This is a genomic window from Calothrix sp. NIES-2100 (assembly GCF_963875285.1).
Taxonomy (GTDB): Bacteria; Cyanobacteriota; Cyanobacteriia; order Cyanobacteriales; family Nostocaceae; genus Aulosira.
The window spans coordinates 895,242-918,124 of sequence record NZ_CAWNLA010000001.1 but is presented as its reverse complement, the minus strand read 5'-3'; the positions used below and the strand labels follow the sequence as shown (position 1 = coordinate 918,124).

The following is a 22,883-nucleotide window of genomic DNA, read 5'->3' as shown; positions in this document are numbered from 1 at the left end:
TCGAAGAATAGGGAATAGGGACTAGGGGGATGAGGATGACTATTGACTATTGACTATTGACCCAATGCCCCATGCTTTGTTGTATCCAAAGCGATCGCTTCATAAATCTGAGTGAGTTTGCTGATTTATACCTACGAGTTACTATATCTCTAGTGAATTGGAGCTTATGCAGTTTTTGGGAAGTTTACTTAATCTTTAAATTTCATCATCAAATATGTAGTGCAGGCACAGCATAGATAATATTTCCCTTAATGCAAAAGGCTTTTTGGGTTTGAAAACACGCCTTAACCCTTCAGAGTCAGCGAGAAGGGGAATCAGAAGTTTTTTTATGTGTTCTGGTGTACGCCTGGAATGATGGCTACCGATCGTTAACCAACTAAGCGATGCCTGCGGCGGGCTACGCCTACGCATTTGCCATTTCGGAGACTACAATTGCCATTTCGGACACTACAATTGCCATTTCGGGCACTACAATTGCCATTTCGGGCACTACAATTGCCATTTCGGAGACTACAATTGCCATTTCGGGCACTACAATTGCCATTTCAGGCACTACAATTGCCATTTCGGGCACTACAATTGCCATTTCGGGCACTACAATTGCCATTTCGGAGACTACAATTGCCATTTCGGAGACTACAATTGCCATTTCGGACACTAAAATTGCTATTTCGGCGGAGAAGTTTCAATATAGAAGGGTGTCGCAATGACATTCAAAAAAGTGGGATGCTCCCTGTGTTATGCCTGATAGTAAAAAAAATTTGTAGATAGAGAGAAAGCATGAGACCCAACGCCTTGATATATGTTGGGTTACCCTACGGGAAGCCGCTCCGCGTCTACGTTCCTCAATCCAACCTACGTCTACAAAATTTATTGCACTTATTGCAAAATCCACAGCTTGAAAAGCTGATTAATTCTTAAGGTGGGCAGTGCCTACGCTCATATTCATAGAACTAATATGGCATACAGCGATTTTAATTTAGAAAAAGTTAAACAGACTTTTCAAATAAATACTATTGAAGCGGCTGATATTTTTGCTAATGTCTCTGATTTAGAATGCAGCCAGTTGTTAAAAGAAATTCTGAAATATAATGTGCCCATAGCAACTGCTAGTAATAGTGAAAAAGCTCGCTCAGAAATGATTATTGCGCCAATTTTACTAGAGCTAAGGCGACAATTAAACGATAAGATAAATTTATTTTCTGGAGTTGAATTTAACGTTGATGTGGCACAGGGATTGAATGGAATTTGTGATTTTATTATTACAGATTCCACCGAAAGGCTAATTATTACAGCACCAGTAGTGGTGATTGTAGAAGCCAAAAAAGAAAACATTTCTGCTGGTTTAGGACAATGTATAGCAGAGATGTTAGCAGCACAAATTTTTAATGAACGTTCAGGTAATGAGAAATTAGCAATTTATGGAACTGTCACAACTGGTAGTATTTGGCAGTTTTTGAAATTATCCGGGCAAGAGATTCAGATTGACTTAAGTGAATATTATCTCAAAGATGTTAATAAAATTTTAGGAATTTTAGCTAATGGGGTCAGCTTAAACAAAATCAGCAATCATAACTAGTACCAAAGTCACAGATTGTGGCATAATAAGCCGACGCATACCCTACTCGGCAACCAGTCGTGGAATATAACGAATCGCTCAACGACATTGCTGCTGCATTGCAACAGCCAGCGGATCTAACCTTTGAACTGCCCGATCCTGAAGACGAACAGATTCTCGAGTCGGATTTTCAACAGCAGCTAGATGTAGCATGGCAAGTGTGCGATCGCTTTGATTTACAAACCGAAATCTGGCGGGGGCGAATTTTACGCGCCATCCGCGATCGCGAGAAAATAGGCGGTGATAGTCGGGGTACTGGTTTTCTCAAATGGCTCAAAGAACGAGAAATTAGTAAAAGTCAAGCTTACGCCTGGATTCAGCTAGCTAACAGTGCTGATACACTCCTAGAAGAAGGCAAACTTGACCCCAGCTCAGTTAATAATTTTAGTAAACGCGCCTTTGTCGAAACCGCCAAAGCTTCCCCCGAAGTCCAACAGATGGTGAGTGAAGCAGCCCAAAAAGGCGATCGTATCACTCGGCGCGAAGTCCGCCAACTCACCGACGAATGGACAGCAATGTCGTCAGACTTGCTACCAGAACCAGTCAAAATCAAAGCCGCAGATAACACCCTTCCCCCCCGCTACATCGCCCCATTGGTGAAGGAACTCGAAAAACTGCCAGAACCCCACCAAAAATACTTACAAAAAGAAATTGCGGCTAACCCTGATGTCGATACCTTAAAACAGGTAACCACAGAAGCCCGTTATCTGGCAAAATATTTGAAATCTGCTGCTCAAGTCCAAGCCTTAATCCAAGCAGACGTTGATATTGAAACCGCCTTAGAAGAAGCCCAAAGAATAGGCTGTTTAACCATCGCTGCTGACTTAGTTAATCAAGCATCCCAAATCGAACAAACCATCGGCAAGTTATACATGACTTGGAAGCGCATCAGCAATTTAGCCGATCGGTTATATGTAGATACAGGTGCAAGTACACCAAATTTGCGATCGCTCCTCAGTAGCATCGAACCCCTAGGCGGTGAAATCATGGAATTGCAACTGAGTGGCACTATTGAACATACTATTCGCTTGCAAATTCAGGAAATGAATTAGAGTCAATAGTCATTTGTCAGTTGTCAGTTGTCAGTGGTTCTTTGTCTGATAACCATCGACCATTAACCGTATCGGATTAATTTTGCAGTTTAAATGCGATCGCACTCAGGACTTGATTGCTGTAGTTTAAAGCACTCTCTGGGCATCGAATTAATGTTGCGGTTTAAATGCGATCGCACTCAGGACTTTAGTTGGTGGATTTTCAAACACGGAAATGGTGACTACAAACTCAGAAAAATTCAGCGCAGTAAGTCCACAATTTGGACATTAAACTCTTTCAAAAACAATTGACAACTGACAATTGACAACTGACAATTGACAACTAACAATTGGCAATCAGCCGGAGTGAATAATGTCAAGAAAATTACTAAATATTAATTGTTTACCTGCTGTGATGTTTGCTCTGTCGATAGGAGTTGTTGGATGTGGAAACCAAGCCACAAGCACTTCATTCACCCAAAGCACCACTAGAGTTAACTATAATCTTCCGCAAGTAGTTGCCACTACGAGTATATTATGTGATTTAACTAAACAAATTGCCAGGAATACAGTTAACCTTACTTGCTTGATTCCTCCAGATGCAGATCCCCACCTTTACCAACCAAAGCCGGAAGATCGCACAGCGCTGGAACAAGCTAATCTAATTCTGTATAACGGCTATAATTTAGAACCAGGATTGATCAAACTAATTAAAGCGACTAAAAGCAATGCATCTAAAATCGCTGTCGCACCAATTGCAGTTCCTCAGCCACAAAAGTTTCGGCAAAGTGGCAACATAGTCACCGATCCTCACATCTGGCACAATCCGAAAAATGCTATCAGGATGGTGGAAGTAATTAGCCGCAACTTGGTAAAATTAGAACCCAGTAATGCCGAAACTTATAATAGCAATCAGATAAAAATTAATGCCGAACTCACCCAATTAGATAGCTGGATAAAGTCTAGAATTGCTAGCATTCCCACCGATAAACGCACATTAGTCACGCCCCATAATGCACTGAGTTATTATACCAAAGCTTATGGTCTTTCATTAGTAGGGAGTGTCGAAGGTATTAGCACTAACAAAAGACCAACAGACACACAAGTAAAAAACTTGGCGAAAAAGATTCAGCAGACTAAAGTACCAACAATTTTTCCTGAGACAGCAATTAACTCTAATATTATTCAGTCTGTAGCCGCAGCAGCCACAGTCAAAGTTGCGGAAAGAACCCTTTATACTGATGGGCTAGGAGATGTAGGAACTGATGGAGAAACCTATCAAAATATGATGGCTGCGAATACACGCACAATTGTAGAAGGTTTAGGCGGAACTTACCTGATATTTCAACCCAAAGCCTCAAAGTAGTACTAGTACTTGCTAATTCTCCGCCCTCTGTCAATATAGTTGTTGGTAAGCGAGCGGGAGATTTATTAGCAAGGAACTACAAAAAACATTTGCACCTATAGATATAATTTCTAATACCAATTCTCTATAAACTTGCAATCTTCTGATTACCTCTGTTTTTCTTGGCGTACTTGGCGTACTTGGCGGTTCATTTATAAATATTAAGTGCATCGTCACAGAGAAATGGTATAAGTTGGGCATGGTGATTCAATCTGAGGTGTTGGAGGTAGATTGGTGGAATTTCTTTATAGCTTTTTTTACTCAGGAAATTTTATCCCTCATGGACATTGTTACCTGTGGAAACCAGATTTAGTAGGTTTACACCTGATATCTGATGCTGTGATTGCACTTTCTTATTACTCCATACCCTTAACTTTGATATATTTTGTCCGCAAAAGACAAGATGTACCCTTTAAGTTAATCTTTTTCCTGTTTGGAGCCTTCATCATTTCTTGCGGTACAACCCACATCATGGAAGTGTGGACACTTTGGCACCCTGTTTATTGGCTATCCGGTGTCATGAAAGCTCTAACTGCCATAATTTCTTTCTATACAGCAATCATCCTCATACCTTTAGTTCCCCAAGCACTTGCTCTTCCCAGCCCAGCACAACTAGAAGCAGCAAATCAAGCTTTACAAGCTGAAAATATAGAACGTAAGCGCGTAGAGCAAGAATTGAGACTGTATAAAGAAGGTTTAGAAGAGTTAGTAGAAAAGCGGACTGCTGAACTAGCAAAAACTAACGAACAACTTCAGCAAGAAATTATTCAACGTCAGCAATCCCAAGAAAGAATGGCTGAATTATTGCAAGAAGTAGAAAGCGCAAATCAAGAGTTGAATGATTTTGCATATATCGTTTCTCACGATTTAAAAGCTCCTCTGCGAGGTATTAGTTCCTTGTCAGAGTGGTTATTAATGGATTATGGTGATACATTTGATGATCCAGGCAAAGAATTAGTCAGGTTGCTGATAAATAGAGTCAAGAAAATGTACAGTTTAATCGATGGAATTTTACAATATTCCCGATTGGGAAACTTCAAAGAAGAACGACAGCAAGTTAATTTAAACGATGTGGTTACAGATGTCATCGAAATACTAGCTGCACCCGAAAATATCCAAATAGAAATAAAACATAGATTACCCATTGTTGACGCTGAAACAACACGCATCCGGCAGATTTTTCAAAATTTATTGAGTAATGCCATAAAATTTATCGATAAACCACAAGGTCAAATTATTATAGATTGCACTGAAAATAATAGTTACTGGCAATTTAGTATTGCTGATAATGGACAAGGGATTGAAGAAAAGCATTTTGTCAAAATATTCCAGATTTTTCACAAGCTATCGAATGATGAAGAATCCGATAGTACCGGAATTGGTTTATCATTGGTGAAAAAAATTGTAGAACTGTATGGCGGTCAAGTTTGGGTAGAATCGGAAGTAGGTAAAGGTAGTACTTTCTTTTTTACTTTGAAAAAATCAGCCTAGTGTTCATTTGCTTCCTTTCTAGTGGGGGTTTGCAGCCTTAATCAGCTATTACAAACCTTGTTCAAATTCGTCAATAGCTTGAATATCATCTGAAATCTGAACGCATTGTTCCAATAAAGCAATATTTAGTTCTGGCAATAATTCACTTGATGTAATCTGTTCGTATCCGTGGGTATCTAAAAACATAGATGGTGTTTCTTCGCGCAAATAATAAAGTCTGAGTCGATTGATGTGCCACACCCAAACCTCAGTAACTCCCAAGCGGCGATAAATTTCTAATTTTTCCAGGCTACCACTGGTAATAATCACTTCTATAGCTAAGTCTGGGATATTTTTCTTCTCACCAATGCAGTAGCATTCATCTGGTTCTACCCCAGCTTGTTTGAGTTGTTTTTTAATGGTAGAACTCCCCATAGGGCTGAATCGAATTCGCTTTGAGTAGAGATAGCGTTCTATGAGAATAGCCAAACGTTTTTTGAGATTTTCATGTCTAATAGAGGGCGACACAATTTCTAAAATTCCATCTAAGTAAGTGACACGGTAATGAGAGTTGTCTTCTAGTTTGGTTAGTAGCGCTTCATACATTTGCCAGCTTACACCACTAGTAACAAACTTTTCCTCTGGATCATCAATCTGAGCCAATTCTGACTCGTCTAAGAGTTCTTTAAGGCTGCTGACCATTGTGTTTTATCTCCTACTCAAGTTTCATTAGTTGCTTTCGGTCATGCCTTTTGCTTGTTAAGGTAAGTTCAATATATTTAATCCTTAATTGTAATTATAAAAGATGCGATTGCCTCTTTAGCTATGTCCACCTTTTTTCATAAACTGCCGCAAAATATCTGTTGGTTTGCGATCCCAAGTATCTATATGCTCATATATCAAATTATCTTGATTAAATTTATAATTTGAATAACCATTGAAAAATATCTTCGCTTGCCAAGGAACACGCAAAACCCCACGCACTGTCCATTTGGCTAAAATAGTATCTTCTGCTGACTGATAAACTTCATGTACATCAAAGTAAATTTGTGTAAAAAATAGCCGAGCATGAAATCGTAAAGTCCAAAATATAATCCGATAGTTAAATTTATATTTAAACTTATTTACTGGGTCGCGAAAATAGATATCTTGAGTATAAATATCATAAGAAATATCTTTCTCAAAAAGAGTCGGTAAATCATGTTTGAGAGTAGCAATTACCTGTTCTATCTGCATTAATCTTCCCCGCATCCGATTAAAAAAGATTTCTCAAAAACCGTTCTAACTTTTGCCAAAGCGACAAACTTCTCCGGCTATTCCCAGCACCTGCATTCAAATCAGCCAAAGTCGGAAATGATGCAGATTGAGCATAAATCCCATTACGCAGTAATTTAGCTAGGGCACGATCATTTTCTCCCAATCCCTCATAGAAAAAGAATACCTCTCCCTTAATACCGCGTTTACGGTTACATTCAATTGCCTTAATCAAATGTTCAGGCGTAATACAATAAGCACCAAGCTTCATTAAAATTCCTGGTGCTAACTTCGGCAATGTTGCATCTGTAAATTGTTCGGTTATCAATCTATTAACAATACATTTATAACTAAGAAAATCGCGGCGATAAATTTGCGGGTGAATCATATCCACGATTCCCCGATTTAGCCAGGTGACTGAATCTTGCAGATACTCTTTAAATCCCCAATCATAAATATTCGGGGACATGGACACAATTAAATTAGGATTAACTCTTTTCACTTGTTGATAAAGACGCGCTAAGAATTCCGTCAGAATATCCGCACGCCATTGTAGCCATTGTCTATCTTGATGGTTTTGTGGCGGATTTTGCTGGAACTGCTGACGGTAGAGTGCGATAGTTCCCTCATCGTAGCCACCTTCAGCGGGTAAAGCAGGTAAGCGATCGTCACCTTGAATCCCATCAACATCATAATTGTTGACAACTTCCAGCACCAAGTTCAACATAAACTCTTGCACTTGGGGATCAAGGGCATTCATCCACTCGAAGCCATTCTTTTGAAGTAGCTTACCATTGCGATCGCGCGCCGCCCATTCCGGTTTTGTCTGCAACAGCATCCCGCCATTAGAGTTATAGGAACTCGCAAAGCCGTATTCAAACCAAGGTATAACTTTTAACCCTACCCGTCGCGCTTCCACAATTACTTCTCTTAAAGGATCGCGCCCAATAAAACTGGGGTTAATTGCCACACCAAATATTTGCTGCATAATTTGGCTAGGATACAGAGTGACTCCCTGATTCCAAACCACAGGAAACACCACATTAAATCCTGTCTCAGCCAAAAAATCCATTGCTTCAGCAATGCGTTGCTTTGACCTAAGTACCTTACTATCGGTATTGGTTAACCAGATACCGCGTGTTTCTATTAAGCTCATCTGCCGCAATTTTTAATTCACGACTAGCTGACTATACCGCGCTTTCACCACCATATAAACACCATAGGCAACTAAACCCAATGCTACAAAGCCTAAAAGCCAAGGGCCATAAGGTTGTTGTGACAACGTCTGTAACGCCTCATCTAAGCCTCCAGCTGCTTGGGGATTATATTGGGTTGCAGCTTGAATCAGAAACCAGCCAGTAATAGAAAATACAATCCCCCTGGCTAGCAACCCAAATCGACAAATAGCCATCACCCACTTCCGTTCTTGATTGCTTAACTCAGTTAAATTGAGTTCTCTGCGAAACTTAGCGCTATAAGCTTGATAAAACTGATAAAAACCTAATCCAATGATTAACGCCCCCACAGTTCCTACTAACCATTGACCAAAGGGTTGAGAAAGCAAGCGTGCTGTCCAATCTTGGGTAGAGTTACTATTACTATTGCCTCCTGATCCCAACAGAATTTGTACAGCGCTATAAGCTAAACTTGCATATAAAAAACCATTAATTGCATAACCAACTCGCTGTGCCAAGCCTTTAACATCTTTGCCTTGATGCTCTGGATCTTTGATTGCTTGCACAAAGCGCCACAGCACATATCCAATTAAGCCAATTGCCACTAAAGCCAGGAGAAACTTACCAAATGGTTGTTCTACAATTGTTTGTAAAGCTCCTTTGGTATCAGTTGTTCTCCCACCTGTACCAAAAGCCGCTTGCGCTGCTAGTAACCCAACGATACCGTAAACTACTCCCTTAGATGCATAACCAAATCTTGCTAATCTCTCCACCCATTCTGAAGGGTGATGCATTAGATGTTGTGTCATAGTAGTTGCTTATATCAATAATTTTTTTTAGCAAGATTGAGGTAATCTCTACATCTATCTAATGGCAATGCTTCCAGATACTAAAGAAATATTTTTATTATTTTTAACTACATAACTATGATTAATATTTTTCTTTTAATAGATGTTACACCAAGTAATAACACAGCATAATTAAACCACATCTAAGCTGTTCCGCATTTAATTTGCATATCAGACGCGGGCAAGATGCCCGCACTACAAGAATTGTAAGTTTTTGGATTATACAAATTAAATGTGTTTTAGCTTATTTTGAGAACCATAGTTTTAAAAGTAGTGGGAGCAAGATGCTCCCTACTCCTAGTAGCGGGCAAGATGCTCCCTAATCCTAGTAGCGGGCATCTTGCCCGCACTACTCTAGGTTTCAAAATGGACGAGGTTTAAATCATTTCTGAGAGATTTTCACAGTATTTATCTAAATGGAGTAGGCTTCATGACATCTGTAATCCAACCTTCCTGGACACACGAATATATCACTACCAATGGCGTGAAATTGCATTACGTCACCCAAGGAGAAGGCCCTTTATTGTTGATGTTACATGGGTTTCCCGAATTTTGGTATTCTTGGCGACATCAAATACCAGAATTTGCCCAATACTTTAAAGTTGTTGCCCTAGATTTACGTGGTTACAACGATAGCGATAAGCCAAAAAATAAATCTGCTTATGTCATGGATGAATTTGTGAAAGATATTCAGGGAGTAATTAAAGGCTTAGGCTATGAAAAATGTGTGCTAGTTGGACATGATTGGGGAGGTGCGATCGCCTGGAATTTTGCCTATGCTCACCCAGATATGTTAGAAAAATTAATTATCCTCAATTTGCCTCATCCGGCAAAATTTGCTCAAGGTTTACTGACTCTACAACAACTAGTCCGTAGTGCATATATTTTCTTTTTTCAGCTACCTTGGCTACCAGAATTACTCATAAAAAGCTCAGACTATGCAGCAATTGAAAGAGCTTTTAAAGGTATGGCAGTTGACAAAACTACTTTTACGCAACCAGATATAGACGCTTATAAAAATGCTGCTGCTAAAACTGGTGCTATCACCGCTGCATTAAATTATTACCGCAACGCTTTACAGCAAAGAATATTTAAAAGAAATTGGGGAATTTTGGCAGTACCAACTTTGATGATTTGGGGTGAAAACGATACTGCTTTAGGGAAAGAACTTACTTACGGTACCCAAGCTTATGTCAAAGACTTTCAAATCAAATATATTCCCAATTGTAGCCATTGGGTTCAGCAAGAACAGCCAAAATTAGTCAATCAGTATATACGAGATTTTTTGAGGCTTTAAAGGCGCAAAATGGTTGATTTACAGTCATAACCAGCAGCAGCAAGATTCCTATTAAATTTTTCTAAAAAACTATGTCGATTTGTGCCAGATCTTCATAAGATTTAACAGGGCTTTAACAGAGTCAAGTTTTCCTGATTTTATTGGTCGAAAATCCGCCGAAACCCTTATTGATAGTGGATTTTATCGCCAACAAATACCTGGGTTGCCCAAATAGCTTATGTACTCAATTAACATTCATTGCAGAAATTTAGTGAGATAATAGAACTGTGAGGAAAAGAACGGACATAAGTTGAGTACAAAGGGGGAAATTATGAAACTCCAGCTATTAGCAGTTCTAGCCTTAGCAACTCCCCTATTTTTCACTACCGTAGTGAAAGCTGATAATCCGCAAGACTTGCAAAAGTTGTTGGCAACTGGGGAATGTATAGATTGTAATTTAGTCGGAGCAGACCTCAGTAGTGCGCATTTGATTGGTGCCGATCTCAGAGGTGCGAATCTCCAAAATGCAAATCTGAGTGGAGCTAACCTTGAAGGTGCTGATCTCACTGGTGCTAACTTAGCAGGCGCTAACTTAACTTCAGCGTACATAACCAATGTGAATTTAAAGCAAGCCAATCTCAATAATGCCAATTTGAGTCGTGCCAAAATTTACGATTCTAATGTTTATCAAGCATCAATGAATAACCTAACCATCACTGATGCCGAAATCTATCACACTGGAATCGGTATCGGCGGAGAAGATGCAGAAATTCCCGACTGGAAATAAGCTGAACTGACTAGGTATTAGCAGAACTTGGAGCTTGTAGATTTAGGATAAGAAAATCTGAATTAAGCGAACTAAATCCTAAATCTCTCTCCAACAATTACACAAATATTCTCAGCATTTTTGGCTTTGACATGTAGAACTTGAATTTTTCTGGCAGAGGAAAATTAGGTAAGAGTCCAGAGTCAAAGTACAAATAACCAATGACCAATACTTCGGCTTCCCTCAGTACAAGTGACCAATGGCTAATGAGGACAGGAAATTATGCCAAACTGGTTTATTTGCGATCGCATCACCAACCTAACTGGGGTAGCATAAAAGCAGTTTTCTGTCTAGTCGCTTCAAGCACATAAAAACTTTGATTCCGTATTAATATCACTACCAATGGGTTAAGTGACGAACACTGCTTAAGATAGCTTTAACATCCGACAAAATCGGGTTTTAGGCTTGTATAAATAAGAAGTGGACTGACTTTTGCATGATTTGTACTGCTAATGAGTACGATAATAGGCAACTGACATGACATGGGATAATAGCAACCTGAGGATTCCAGTTGATTTAAAAAACAGAACTCAGAAAGCTGACTTTTATAGCTCCTGCTGCCGTCTGACTTCATATCCTCCTACTGAATTGCTACTTTGTAGTTGATCAAGTAGTGGTGAAAGGACAATTATGGTGATAGGACACTCAAAACCCTTTTGAACCCAGACTCAGTTGTACTGATGCTCTCGTGTATCACCTAATCAACAGCCTTGAGGTTGTAATTGTCCAGATAGAGAAACTCAACTGTTACAATTAATGGAAGCAAAAATGCAAGAACCGGAATTCACAGAAACCAAGTCTTCAGAGACCACGATGACAGATATCAACAATCAAACCGGAACTATCACAAAACTCCAGCCTCCGGCGCAGTCTCAAGAGCAATGGCTAAAATACGGAGAACAAATCTCTGGCTTTTTAGGTACGCTACCTGAATACCTGGGAAACTTCTTTAATCAATACAAGCAGCCCTTAGTTTCCGTCGGTTTAATCGTAGGCGCAATTGTCGCTGTTAAGGTACTATTGGCAATCTTAGATTCCCTCAACGACATTCCCTTAGTAGCACCTACCTTTGAATTAATTGGTATTGGTTACTCAGCCTGGTTTGTTTATCGCTATCTACTCAAAGCTTCAACTAGGAAAGAGTTAACCAACGAAATTACAACACTCAAATCACAGGTTGTGGGCAAAAACTCTCTAGAGTAATATATTGCTGAACACAGTTTTCCTGCCTAATGTGCATCTTCAGTGGTGCAATTAGGAAGAAATATCCGTAAAACTGGTCACAATAAGTTTTAGTTAACTGTAGCCGCCACCCTCAAGGCGGCTACACACCCAAGAATCCCCCGACTTTCCCCAGGGATTTTCAATTCGGCAAGCGGACAATGTTTTTCGACGGAATTGGTTCCAATCGCCCCATTTTGACTAAAGCTTGATAGACCATAGCAGCTACCTCAGCACGGGTAGCTTCTTTGTTGGGTTCAAAGACTTCCAAGTTAGGATAATTGACAACCAAACCATTGATTGTCGCCGACGCTATCTTATCAGTGGCATATTGAGGAATATCTTTAGCATCTTTGTATATTTTTAAAACCTGCTCTGGGGATGCAGGTGTTTTGAGATTCATCCCACTCACCAAAGCAACTAACACTTGCACGCGGGTAATCTTTTGTTCTGGTTGAAAGGTTTGGTTAGGGTAACCTTTCAAAAATCCTGTACTGATAGCTTGGTTAATTGCAGTCGTTCCCCAGAATTTTTCTTTGACATCCTTAAATTTGAGTGTATTCTCACCAGCTTTATTTTCAAAAGCTTGTTGCAGAATGGCCGCAAATTCAGCACGGTTTACAGGCTGATTGGGTCTAAAAGAGTAATCTGGAAAACCCTTAATAATACCACGAGAAGAAAGAACATTAATAAAACGCCGACCCCAAAAATCAGCAGGTACATCGTCAAACGCTATTGGTGGTGGGATAGTTGACTTGTTCTTTGAGGGAGTTACCAGAGAGAATGGTTGAGAGAAGGGTTGACTAGAAGACAAAGGTGTCTGTACTGGCTCTGGAGTGCTGGGAGCGATCGCAGTTGGTGGTAAAACTGAGGTAGAAGGTTCGCGATCGATAGTTAATGGAGCAGTACTAGGTTCAACATTAGGTGTAGGAACAGGTGATGGTAAAGTCTCTGCATTTGGCTGCACTTGGGGAACAGGAGAAGGTAACCGTTGATTTAGCTGAGTATTGGGCGACGTAGTTGGAGATAGAGATAGTATCCCGTTGAAATTCCAGTCAGAATCTTTACGAGACAACGACCAAAATAGAATAGCTCCAATCGTGCTGAACGCAACCAGAACGGCGATAAACTCATCAAAGCCAAGGGCATTTTTTGCAGATGACTCAGGATCGGGAGGAGGCGTATTTGTCATCGTAAGTACCCAACTAGCGAAAAATCAGTATCTAAATATATTGAACAATCAAATCTTAATAGTTGGTGCAAGTATAGTCAAAAATAAACAGACGTACCCTTCGCTTTAATTTTTAGCTATTTTGCTGTAAGCCCTTCGCCAATTGCTTCGAGAATGCTTTTGTGAAAATATTGTAATAAATATTTACATCGGCTCAAACAATACCACTAGTACTGCCGTGAAGTCAAAAGTCAAAAGAATTGTATTTTTTGCTCTTGCGCTATTGTGAATAGTATGTTTATTTACGCCGTACTGCACTAGGAGTAGGGCGTGTTTTCAAACTCCAAATTAGACTTAAATGTAAGTTTGGTTGAGGAAAGAAACCCAACATTTGCGTTGGTAATATCTCAGCCACTTCTTGCAAACTCATTCCACGTTGCAGAAGTTTTGCGATCGTTTCGATTTTCTTGAATCAATGCTTGAAAGCGCTCATCTTCCCGAATGTTATCAAAATCAGCATCAGTTTTTGCCCATTCAAGACATTCTTCTGGATTGAGATTAATTGCTGATTGCAGGCTGTCAACTGCTTGCTCAATATTACCTTGAATAGCATAAGAGTAAGCTTTGTTGTACCAAGCTTAGTGTAAATCAGGTTTAATCTCTAAGGCTTTGTCCTAGGATGCGATCGCTTCTTCATTGCGTCCTAAATCATCTAGGGCAATCCGCTGGTTGTTCCAAGGTTCGTCGTCATCAGGTTGAATTTCCATTTCTGATTCAAACATTTGGAAAAAGTAAGAAACGTGTTTATCTAAACTTGATACAATACTCTGTTAATCAATTCCTTTTAAGGAAGTAGAAAAATGCACAAATCTAGAGTTTTAAGAGTTTTGTTACTCGCTATTGGTTTTGCCAGCGCAACAAATTTAACTGTTTCGGCGTTCAATGGAGTTGATGAATTACTATTGGGTAGTGTTGTTAACAAGTTAACGTTGAAATTCGACAACGAATCATTCTTAAAACGTCAGCCTACGCCTATTAAGGTGGTAGAGGAACATCTGAAGGCGTTAAATGGTTGTCAACTAGAGCGGCTCATGGCTCAGTATCCAAACAAAGCTGAGATTCATCTGCCTGATGGTGCCGTGGTTAAAGGGCGTACCGAGTTACGAACACTATTTACCAACTTTGTCAAGCCTCGTGAGCAAGGCGGTTTATGTGGTCTTACCTTTACTCCTGAGTATGTCAGCCAAGTTGATCAAACAATTAATGTTCAGTGGCGGGCTGAAGCTCCTTTCCTTGCAGAACCCTATCGCGGTTCTGACGCTTATGTAACGAGGAACGGGTTGATGTATGCACAGGTGACTACGTTTAACGGGTCAGACTTAAAGTTTAAACCTTAGAGATTTGCGATCGGCGCTAATTCTCGTTAATAAAGTTTTGAGACTAGTCGTAGGATGCGATCGCTTGTTCATGGCGTCCTAAATTCTCTAGCGCAATCCCAAAAACTCCACCTACAAGGGAATGGAGTTTTTCATGCATTTCCAGGTGGAACCTGGAAAGGATATTTTACAAGGGTTCTCGCTTAAGTTGATACCAATGGCAAGATGCCCATCCCACAAAACCAGCAAAATTATCTCGCAGTTATGCAACGCCAAAAATTTTACCCCTTCTGCCACGGCAGTTGACGACAGTTGCCTCAAGTCGGGGAACCCGCCCACGGCACTGTCTCCTTTATGCCGGGAAACCCGTACACCGCACTGCCTCCTCTGCCTTATTTCAAATCAAGCAGCCCTTCTTCTTTTAACTTAGGATTGAAACGAATTTCTATTTGGCAACCACGGGTTTCTAAAACAGCTAAAATTTCCGCCTCGACTCGCCGTGCTACATTTTTAATAATTTTGATTTGTGCCAATTCATCATTAAGCGGATTTTGATATTTTTCCCTTTCTTCAGCCGTCATTATCGCTTTAACATCAATCGGATTTGTCCATTTGTCTTTTTGCTCTTTGTTACCTAATGGTAAACTGCCATTTTCAGTAATCCAAGCCTGCTCGATACTTTCTAAAACAGAGCGTTTGGGTTGTTCAATGGTTTGAATTTTCACCCAATAGCATTTTTGCGGCTGACGTACCAAATGCTGCTTGAGGCTAAGATAAACATCGCGAGAATAACCTACAAATTGCAGCACTTTTTCTCGATCAAAAATTGCGTAGACACCGATTTTAGCCTGAAATTGTTCAGGAAGTTGACCATGCTCGTCAATGTAGGGGAAATATTCCAGCATTGCCAACAAAGGAATATTTGTTTCAGATGTCATAAGATTATTAACACTTAAATGATTACACTAACTATCTATTAGTTGATTTTTCGGTAAATTGCACAGAGGCGACTAGGCTGAAAGATTTTAGCATTAAACATAAAATTTGGTGGTACGTTAATAATGGCATAATCCTCAGATTGATAGTATTGTTCAAATTCTGCTGGCATTCCTTTAGGAGTGCTAAAGCTGTAGGGAACTGGCTGAAAAATTAATTCTGTAAATTCAACTTTGTCAACTGATATTTGCTGCGCGATTTGGGTTAAAAAATTTTCATTCTTTAATAATTTAAAGAGAATGTCTTGAGCTTCAGTGCTAAGGGTGAAACTACTATTAAAATTCTGGACGATTTTCAGAGGCATTTGCGAATTGGGGATGAGGGACTGAGTGACAATACAGGGTAGGCGACAGTTTGCCAGCCTTTTCTCAACAGGCCAGGAAAAAGGCTAAAAGACAAAGCCTGTATTCGCTACTAAGACGACCTTGGCAAAAAATCGCTACTCTAAGATCAGCTTATGAGATTATGTCACTTCTTCAACAGTCCCCACACCGATAAAGTAAAAAAATCAATTTAGCTGAAACAAAAACAAGCCCCACATCGGAGTCGTTCTCCAAGAGTGGGGCGGTGTGGGACGAACAGTCCGCGCAAGTCGCGATCGCCCTAACGTCTGATATTTGTAGGGGGTAGTTTTGTCGCCGTCCCCGCAACCTCGCCCACCCGATCATGTTGTCGGGTGGGGAATATTGCGATGACTACAGGACTTGCAACAGTTGTTTAATTTTGGTGTCTTGGCGTTGCTTGAATTTCTCGGGAAAATTCAACTCAATCGCCATTTTTCCATTGGGTTGTTCTTCTACCGATGTAATTTCCGCAACAAAGCGGCTGGATGAAAAATTATCTCCATCCTGATTCAACAGCAATCCAACCAGCGGTTTGACAGTTCGCATGGTCTGCCAATCATGCTCTCGCAGTATTCTGTTAGAGGATACAGCTTTGGTATCGTCTAATTCCAACCGTAAACCTGTGATCCCTAATTCTGTTGCCACTCCCGAGAAGAAGTGACCATCCCAATAAAGTTGACCCACAGTTTGTACCTGCTTGCGTACCTTTTTGCGGCTGGGTTGTTTGATATCGCTCAAAGAACGTCGCAAACTAGTAGCCAAAAATCCAAAGGAAGCCATAGGCCGATCTACATATTCCCGCTTTTGGGAATACCATTCTCGGACATCAGAGTACAACACTAAAGTTAAAGCATCCAGTTGGGCAGGATTAGGATTGATAAAATCCACAGCTAAATGTGTTTCGGAATCGTTAACCGGAGAAATACGGATAATTCTTGCGGTAAGGGTAGCAGTAGCGCTAAAGTCTCCCATCACCTCAATTTCCACTTCATCAGCTAAATTCGGCCAAGATTCCAAAGAAATTAACGCCCCGGTTTCTGAGATATTGATTGTTTCGCCCATCACTACTTGGTCGTCACTAGAAATAACCACATTCAGGCGTCGTTGTAAGCGGTGTGCAGAACGTACTTGCGGTTGTTCCAAGCCAACTAACAAAGCAGCTCCCAGCAAAATCAAATTAAAAGTAGACCACATCGTATTGACTAACACAGCTTGCCAATCTTCAGGGCGTAGTAGTAGCCAATAGGGAACAGATAGCAAGGAAACAATTACGACTCCCGTTACCAACAACAGACCCCGCATTGATTCCCAGTCAAAAATCCGTTGGCTAACAGACACTCCTTTATCAGTGACATTAAACGAACCCAACTTCGGATTAATCAGCGCCAACATCGTCACCCATCCAGACTGGAAAGCCATTGCAAATTCAAAAATTTCATTCCAGAAGGAGAAGCGGACGTGTTTGTAGATAATGTAATTTGCCGAGAGGGAGAGAATGATATGTGGGATAGCGTAAGCTAACGTTTCTAAACCCAAACCTTGGACAGAGTTAATCCCAAATAATAAAAATAGAGTAGGAGCGATCGCATATACTAATCGGGGATATCCATATAAAAAGTGCGAAGTTGCACTCATATAACAAATCCGCTGGGACAATGTCAGCTTCAGTTTGGGGTTAAATAAGGGATTTTCCAACCGCAATATCTGTGCCATTCCCCTAGCCCAACGTACTTGCTGTCCGACATAAGAAGAAAAGGTTTCTGGTGCTAAGCCAGCTACCATAATTTTGTCGTAGTACACCGACTTGTAACCCTTGGAATGCAACCGCAAAGCAGTATGACAATCTTCTGTCACCGTTTCCACGGCAATTCCGCCAACTTCTAAAGCGTGGGATTTCCGGATTAATGCTGCTGAACCGCAAAAAAAGGCAGCATTCCAAAAATCGTTGCCTTTTTGCAGTACTTTATAAAACAGTTCATTGCCTACGGGTATTTTACCGTGGGTGAGCAAATTGCGCTCAAAGGGGTCGGGGTTATAGAACCAGTGAGGAGTTTGGACAAAGGAGACTTTCGGATCGTAAAAGAAGCCCGCTGTATGTAACAAAAATTGCCGCGATGGGATATGGTCACAGTCCAAAATTAAGACCAAATCCCCTTCAGTTTTGTAAAATGCGGTGTTGATATTACCCGCCTTGGCGTGGTCATTATTATTCCGCGTCATGTGTATGCAGCCGATTTCTTGGCACATTTGCGCGATTTTTTCCCGTCTCGCCCGGAACTTTTCTCGACGCGGGTCATTTTCCGGATATCTTTCTGGACGACCATCATCAAGAATATAAACTTTCTTTTTCCCTGGAGTATAGTCGCAAGCCAAGGCTGCTAAGGCTGTCTTGCGCACAATTTCTACGTCTTCGTTAAAAGTTGGAATGTAGATATCAATGCTGAACCATTCTGCTTCGGGAATAGTAGATAAATTAATAGGCTGACGTTCTTTAATTTTGAGAGTTTGAAAATATGCCAACACTAAAGTCAGGATGGCATAAAGTTCCGCTGCTAATAACAGCAAACAAGCAATACTATTCACCCACCCATCAAAATTGAGGGTATAGCTGACACGGTAGTATAAATAACGCATTGTTGTTACCAGACTCAGCCAGACCATAAATAGATGGTAATACTGGCTGATATCAGCAGAAGATTCTTCGGTTTCCGCTTGAACAACTAACTGACCTAGTAATACTAAAAAGACAGCAACTACGCCCTGCTGCCAAACTTTTATCGGTGTAATAATTAGCGGCACTGAAAGCAACAATATTAGCGCAGCCAGCCACTTCAAATGTTTCATCTCCGCTTTCTCGAGAGTCCGCTCAAAGAAATTGGGGGTGAGGTCGATGAGCCAGTTCTTTAATTTGGGACGTTGGCGATCGCCTGGTTTACGAGGTGGTCTATATGAGGAAGATGACATTTCTGATGTTAAATTTTAGATGTGAGATTTTCGATTTTTACCGCAGTTGCACGCAGAAGAATGTTGGTTCTATCTGCGTACATTTGCGGTTTTTACTGCCAGCCAATCATGGCTATTTCAAATCAGCAACTTTCTACTTCTTTTCAGTATTAGCTAGCCGCTTGATATACAACTGAGAAATGCCGTAAAGCAGAACAGATAAACCAACAATTCCTACGGGTAGTAATATCCAATTTTCTTGGATGAGGCGCGACACCTTACTGAGGAGAGTTGTCTTTTCTAGGCGATGAACAGAAGGGGCACTTTGGAAAAAATTAAGTTGATAAGCATCAGAATCGTAGGGATTTGGGTTTTTTTGGTCACTACTAATCAGCACCGTATCTTGTTTGAGTTGGAAGAACCACGGGTCTTGATTGAGAACTTGACGCACTCGTTCTAAACCAGTTTCAGACTGAGCTGTCAAAGCCAGAAGCACACGTTCACCATTCCAAGGCGAAACAATTTGCTTAATCATCCCTTGACCATCCTGTGGGGTTTGAATCGTTGCTTGGGCTGATAAGCGAGAAAAGGCCTGACTCAAATTCAAGCCAGTAGATTGAAATACATCGGGAAGGGGAAACTTTTCCCTTGTGCCAATTCCTACTAAATTGTCATTCTTGCGGACTGTTTCTGGTAATGAATCTGGGGTGTAAACCTCTAGTTTGACAGCATCTGCCTGGCTAAGTCTTCCTAAGCGTTCGCTAAACGCCAGCACAGTTAATACATCTGTATCTGTGGGGTTTTGTGGGACGACAATCGCTGTTTTCGACAAATCCTGAGGTGCAGTAAACGGATAGCCAAATTTCAACAGGTTCAGATCTGGTAAATCTGCCGAAATTTCTCGCTTCAAGTCGAAACTAGTCTCAGAATGTACCGTACCTGTGAGTTGTTGATCGGGTGGCTGGAGACAGTTCTGTTTATCAAATGGTTCTCTGGAATTCATCCGGAAAAACACTTGCAGTTTAGAGTTAGGCTTAATCAGGTTTTCTGGCAAATTCACTTTCAGGTTTTTGCGATTTGCACCTGACTCGGAATCAAGACGGGCGCCACCGATGAATACCCCATCTAGTAGCACTTCTACAGCCGAGGTTCTAGGATTCATCTGCGGTCCATAGCTATAAACCAGGTTCATTGAACTACCGCGCAGAAAGCGATCGTCAGGTAAGGCGCGAAAATCAATATCAATTGCTGGTGCAGCAGAACCACGTACAGTGACATCGCTAAAAGGCTGACCGTTTACTTGGGTTTTAATTTCGCTGAGTTGAAATGTATTTTTCTCTGGTAAATAACGAGGCCATTGACGAGTTCCAGGTGTGACTGTGTCCTGAAGTTTATCGACTAAAATTACCTGACCTGTACCCATTTTCCGCACATCAGGCTGTGTCAAAAACTGTACTGCTTTAGCTACAGCTTTGCTACTATTCCCAGTAGCAATTAATACTGGAGCATTACTCTTATCAGTGCGGGCGATCATCAAGATACCTGTATCTTCAGGTACAGGGTTGTTATCGCGATCGATAATTTGAGAGCTAACGACTTTCAGGGGCAAATTCTTCCAAGTAGCTAGGGCGGGTTGTTCGCCAGGAGTACCAATAATTACTAAGCGTTGATTTGGCTTCACCTCTGAGACATTAGATACCAAGCTCGTTTCTATGGGGCGAAAATCCGCAATTCTACCGAGTGCTGCTTGCAAGCGAGCTGCCGGATTTAGCCAATTTTGACTCACCTGGCTAGGTTGCAGGTAAACAATTTGGTTGCTACCTAAGCCTAGTTCGTCAAACAAAGGATAGGGATAGCGACTAAAGTTGAGGGGAAACGGCTGCGGTTCAAAGTTAAAAATTAATTGAGAATCTGGCAGAATTTCTGTCCACAAATCTGCACTATTAGGGTCACTACATTCTAGAGAGTTACTCTGCTGGGCGACAATTGTTAATTCGTTATAGTCCTGAACTAACTTCGGTGATATATTTAACAACACCTGCCCAATTTGAGACTGTTTACGGTTAAGTGGCACACTCCCTACACTCGTGCCGTTAAGTAGTACTGTCAGGTTAGAGCGACTGGCATATAGTGCTGGCGAGTGTTGAAAGCGGATTAAAGCTTTCACCTGTCCGCGATCTAATTTCCAGCTACGGGGACGGGTAAAGGCAAGGCGAGCTTCCGAATAAGATCCCCGCAAGCGCATCCGGTTGCCGACAATCGGACTACTATTAAATGGGAGATTGTGAGTGATCAGATTTTTGGCATCAGTTGCTTCGGATGGGGAGTTTGTTGCTGGCTTTTGTGTACTCTTAGTCTCTGTATTTGCTTGTGCCAATAAAATAACTGGCTGTTGCTGGTTGTTAGCTTTGCTCTGAGCATTAACGCTTGATAATGAATCAGGAAACAATAAAAAGCAAGAAGTAGCAACAATTACTTTTGTGCCAGTAGGGAAACGACGAAACAACTGCTTCATAGTATAAGGTAATGGTAGATTTTCTTGGTTTTTGCGTTTAATTAATTAAGTAAAAATTCTGAATGTAGTTAATATTTAAATATCTAAAATCACTATCCTCTCCTCTCCTTGATGGCTAAACAAAAAACCTGCGGCTAATTACCTGCAATCAGTTCCCTAGGCTGTGAATCTGGAGACAATAACCCTAACCAAACTAGATTTTGGGTGTAATAAGTTGGGTGTTCTCCCCAAATTCCTTGCTTGTATTGAGGTAGCAATTTTTTCATCAGTACTTCTTGTGCTATTGTGGGTTTAACCAAGCGCATAGCAGCATAGAACATAGCGTATTGGGAGGTGGCATCGTAATCTACTAATGAGTTTCCTTGGAGATCTATGCGTGCTGGGAGATAGGATTTTTGATTCCATAGATTTTGCAGGTGCTGAGTAGATTTCTGTAAATATTGCTGCGCTTGTGGTGAATTGAACCAAGCTGCATCAAGTGATAACCGCCACCACACTCGGTAGGCATCAAAACCATACAAACTCTTCAGGGCACTAGAATTTGGCATGATCTGGAATTGATTTGTTTTCAAATCTAACGCCACCCAATCACTGGGCAAACCCACAGTAGAAAGCTGCACTGAATTTTCTAGAACTTGGTAGCTGCTGTCTACTAAACTCAACCAGTCATGTCCAGGGTCAATTTGTGCAAATATGCGAAAAGCATAAGGAGCAAGATAAGAAGGGTTGAGATAGAGGGTGGATTCATTCGGGGCAAATGCAGCAGCAGGGCCTGGAAGCAGATAGCGTTTACCTTCAGTCCCAGAAATACTAGAAAGCTTCCACAAATCTTGCAATTTGGTTTTTGCCAGTTCCATGTATTCCGGACGCTGCCAACGCCGTGATGCAAAAATTAGGGCAGTAATGGCATCTATATCACCATCACTGGCAAAGTTGCTATCGATAATACCCCAACTACCATCTGGCTTTTTTCCCCACTTCCAAGCCCACAAATTGTCTGTACGTTTGCCATTCTGTTGCCGCAGGAGGTTATTTTCTGCCCACTTTAAAGTCAGGGCAAAAGTTTCTGGATCATCAATGAATACAGCTCGCAACATGGCATAAGCTTGACCTTCACTGGTGGAATGATCGCTCGCTTCATAGTCGATTACCCGTCCATCACCTTGAATAAATTTGCGGCGGTAGCTATCCCAACTTTCAACTAGTAACTCCCGATTGGGGATGGATTGAGGTAAAGCTGCCAAAAACACTGATTTTTTTTCGCTACCATCTGTATTAGAGACATTGGCCACTGGAGTTTTATCGTTCGGTGCTTTGGGATTAACTACGAAGACACAGGCAGATAGACCGATTGGGCAGAGAATAACTGCCACTTTTGAGAGGTACCGCATCCTAAGAACTGTTTGGTTTGTGA

General features: G+C 41.0%; 21 protein-coding genes and 1 pseudogene. 9 read left to right on the top strand and 13 right to left on the bottom strand.

The genetic code is table 11. The features are described from left to right. Nucleotides 1-403: 403 nt before the first annotated feature. Nucleotides 404-649: a hypothetical protein gene (locus AACU32_RS03670; protein ID WP_096597967.1), complete on the bottom strand. Its 246-nt coding sequence runs from the start codon at nt 647-649 to the stop codon at nt 404-406. A gap of 309 nt (nt 650-958) precedes the next feature. Between AACU32_RS03670 and AACU32_RS03665 the strand changes: the two genes are divergently transcribed. The 4 genes from AACU32_RS03665 to AACU32_RS03650 all read left to right on the top strand — a co-directional run bounded on the left by AACU32_RS03665 (nt 959) and on the right by AACU32_RS03650 (nt 5,545). Next, nucleotides 959-1,579 carry a hypothetical protein gene (locus AACU32_RS03665; protein WP_096597965.1) on the top strand — a complete coding sequence of 207 codons (621 nt, stop codon included), beginning with the start codon at nt 959-961 and terminating at the stop codon, nt 1,577-1,579. 59 nt (nt 1,580-1,638) lie between these two features. After that, complete coding sequence (locus AACU32_RS03660) at nt 1,639-2,670, top strand: hypothetical protein (RefSeq protein WP_096597963.1); 1,032 nt, start codon at nt 1,639-1,641, stop codon at nt 2,668-2,670. A gap of 352 nt (nt 2,671-3,022) precedes the next feature. Next, nucleotides 3,023-4,015, top strand: coding sequence for a metal ABC transporter solute-binding protein, Zn/Mn family (locus AACU32_RS03655; RefSeq protein WP_339377474.1), 993 nt, complete (start codon nt 3,023-3,025; stop codon nt 4,013-4,015). Nucleotides 4,016-4,288: 273 nt separating this feature from the next. Then, the gene (locus AACU32_RS03650) at nt 4,289-5,545 is read left to right on the top strand and encodes a sensor histidine kinase (RefSeq protein ID WP_339377473.1); all 1,257 of its coding nucleotides are present in this window, start codon (nt 4,289-4,291) and stop codon (nt 5,543-5,545) included. Between the two features lie 48 nt (nt 5,546-5,593). Here the strand turns inward: AACU32_RS03650 and AACU32_RS03645 are convergent, their stop codons facing one another. From AACU32_RS03645 to AACU32_RS03630, 4 genes are all read right to left on the bottom strand, one after another. Further along, entirely contained in the window at nt 5,594-6,226 is a 633-nt protein-coding gene (locus AACU32_RS03645) for a Uma2 family endonuclease (protein WP_096597957.1), read from the bottom strand. Between the two features lie 117 nt (nt 6,227-6,343). Continuing rightward, nucleotides 6,344-6,760: a DUF2358 domain-containing protein gene (locus AACU32_RS03640; protein ID WP_445223159.1), complete on the bottom strand. Its 417-nt coding sequence runs from the start codon at nt 6,758-6,760 to the stop codon at nt 6,344-6,346. A 19-nt stretch (nt 6,761-6,779) separates the two neighbouring features. Then, nucleotides 6,780-7,934, bottom strand: a complete 1,155-nt coding sequence (locus AACU32_RS03635) for a glycoside hydrolase family 10 protein (protein WP_096597953.1) — start codon at nt 7,932-7,934, stop codon at nt 6,780-6,782. A gap of 12 nt (nt 7,935-7,946) precedes the next feature. Then, the gene (locus AACU32_RS03630) at nt 7,947-8,762 is read right to left on the bottom strand and encodes a DUF1206 domain-containing protein (RefSeq protein ID WP_096597951.1); all 816 of its coding nucleotides are present in this window, start codon (nt 8,760-8,762) and stop codon (nt 7,947-7,949) included. Nucleotides 8,763-9,231: 469 nt separating this feature from the next. Between AACU32_RS03630 and AACU32_RS03625 the strand changes: the two genes are divergently transcribed. The 4 genes from AACU32_RS03625 to AACU32_RS03610 all read left to right on the top strand — a co-directional run bounded on the left by AACU32_RS03625 (nt 9,232) and on the right by AACU32_RS03610 (nt 12,106). Further along, the gene (locus AACU32_RS03625; RefSeq protein WP_096597949.1) at nt 9,232-10,098 is read left to right on the top strand and encodes an alpha/beta fold hydrolase; all 867 of its coding nucleotides are present in this window, start codon (nt 9,232-9,234) and stop codon (nt 10,096-10,098) included. 310 nt (nt 10,099-10,408) lie between these two features. Continuing rightward, complete coding sequence (locus tag AACU32_RS03620) at nt 10,409-10,864, top strand: pentapeptide repeat-containing protein (RefSeq protein ID WP_096597947.1); 456 nt, start codon at nt 10,409-10,411, stop codon at nt 10,862-10,864. 200 nt (nt 10,865-11,064) lie between these two features. Further along, nucleotides 11,065-11,214 (top strand): hypothetical protein, encoded by a 150-nt coding sequence (locus AACU32_RS03615; RefSeq protein ID WP_339377471.1) that lies wholly within the window; start codon nt 11,065-11,067, stop codon nt 11,212-11,214. Between the two features lie 457 nt (nt 11,215-11,671). Beyond that, the gene (locus tag AACU32_RS03610; RefSeq protein WP_096607839.1) at nt 11,672-12,106 is read left to right on the top strand and encodes a CAAD domain-containing protein; all 435 of its coding nucleotides are present in this window, start codon (nt 11,672-11,674) and stop codon (nt 12,104-12,106) included. A gap of 160 nt (nt 12,107-12,266) precedes the next feature. Here the strand turns inward: AACU32_RS03610 and AACU32_RS03605 are convergent, their stop codons facing one another. From AACU32_RS03605 to AACU32_RS03595, 3 genes and pseudogenes are all read right to left on the bottom strand, one after another. After that, nucleotides 12,267-13,316, bottom strand: a complete 1,050-nt coding sequence (locus AACU32_RS03605; RefSeq protein ID WP_096597945.1) for an S-layer homology domain-containing protein — start codon at nt 13,314-13,316, stop codon at nt 12,267-12,269. A gap of 277 nt (nt 13,317-13,593) precedes the next feature. Beyond that, on the bottom strand, nt 13,594-13,725 hold the full coding sequence (locus tag AACU32_RS03600) for a hypothetical protein (RefSeq protein WP_339377470.1): 132 nt from the start codon (nt 13,723-13,725) through the stop codon (nt 13,594-13,596). After that, nucleotides 13,703-13,921, bottom strand: a pseudogene (locus tag AACU32_RS03595) (TPR end-of-group domain-containing protein); the annotation flags it as partial. The pseudogene AACU32_RS03595 and the gene AACU32_RS03600, both read right to left, overlap by 23 nt. 234 nt (nt 13,922-14,155) lie before the next feature. On the opposite strand from AACU32_RS03595, the gene AACU32_RS03590 reads away from it, so the two are divergent. Beyond that, a complete protein-coding gene (locus AACU32_RS03590; protein ID WP_096597943.1) occupies nt 14,156-14,692 on the top strand; it encodes a nuclear transport factor 2 family protein in 537 nt (178 codons plus the stop codon). A 371-nt stretch (nt 14,693-15,063) separates the two neighbouring features. On the opposite strand, the gene AACU32_RS03585 is transcribed toward AACU32_RS03590, so the two are convergent. The 5 genes from AACU32_RS03585 to AACU32_RS03565 all read right to left on the bottom strand — a co-directional run bounded on the left by AACU32_RS03585 (nt 15,064) and on the right by AACU32_RS03565 (nt 22,860). Continuing rightward, nucleotides 15,064-15,609 carry a GIY-YIG nuclease family protein gene (locus tag AACU32_RS03585; RefSeq protein ID WP_096597941.1) on the bottom strand — a complete coding sequence of 182 codons (546 nt, stop codon included), beginning with the start codon at nt 15,607-15,609 and terminating at the stop codon, nt 15,064-15,066. A gap of 38 nt (nt 15,610-15,647) precedes the next feature. After that, entirely contained in the window at nt 15,648-15,971 is a 324-nt protein-coding gene (locus tag AACU32_RS03580; protein ID WP_096597939.1) for a hypothetical protein, read from the bottom strand. A gap of 391 nt (nt 15,972-16,362) precedes the next feature. Then, nucleotides 16,363-18,975 carry a UDP-forming cellulose synthase catalytic subunit gene (gene bcsA, locus AACU32_RS03575; protein ID WP_096597937.1) on the bottom strand — a complete coding sequence of 871 codons (2,613 nt, stop codon included), beginning with the start codon at nt 18,973-18,975 and terminating at the stop codon, nt 16,363-16,365. A gap of 133 nt (nt 18,976-19,108) precedes the next feature. Further along, nucleotides 19,109-21,469, bottom strand: coding sequence for a cellulose biosynthesis cyclic di-GMP-binding regulatory protein BcsB (locus AACU32_RS03570; RefSeq protein ID WP_096597935.1), 2,361 nt, complete (start codon nt 21,467-21,469; stop codon nt 19,109-19,111). Between the two features lie 134 nt (nt 21,470-21,603). Further along, nucleotides 21,604-22,860: a glycosyl hydrolase family 8 gene (locus AACU32_RS03565; protein ID WP_096597933.1), complete on the bottom strand. Its 1,257-nt coding sequence runs from the start codon at nt 22,858-22,860 to the stop codon at nt 21,604-21,606. Nucleotides 22,861-22,883: the final 23 nt, after the last annotated feature.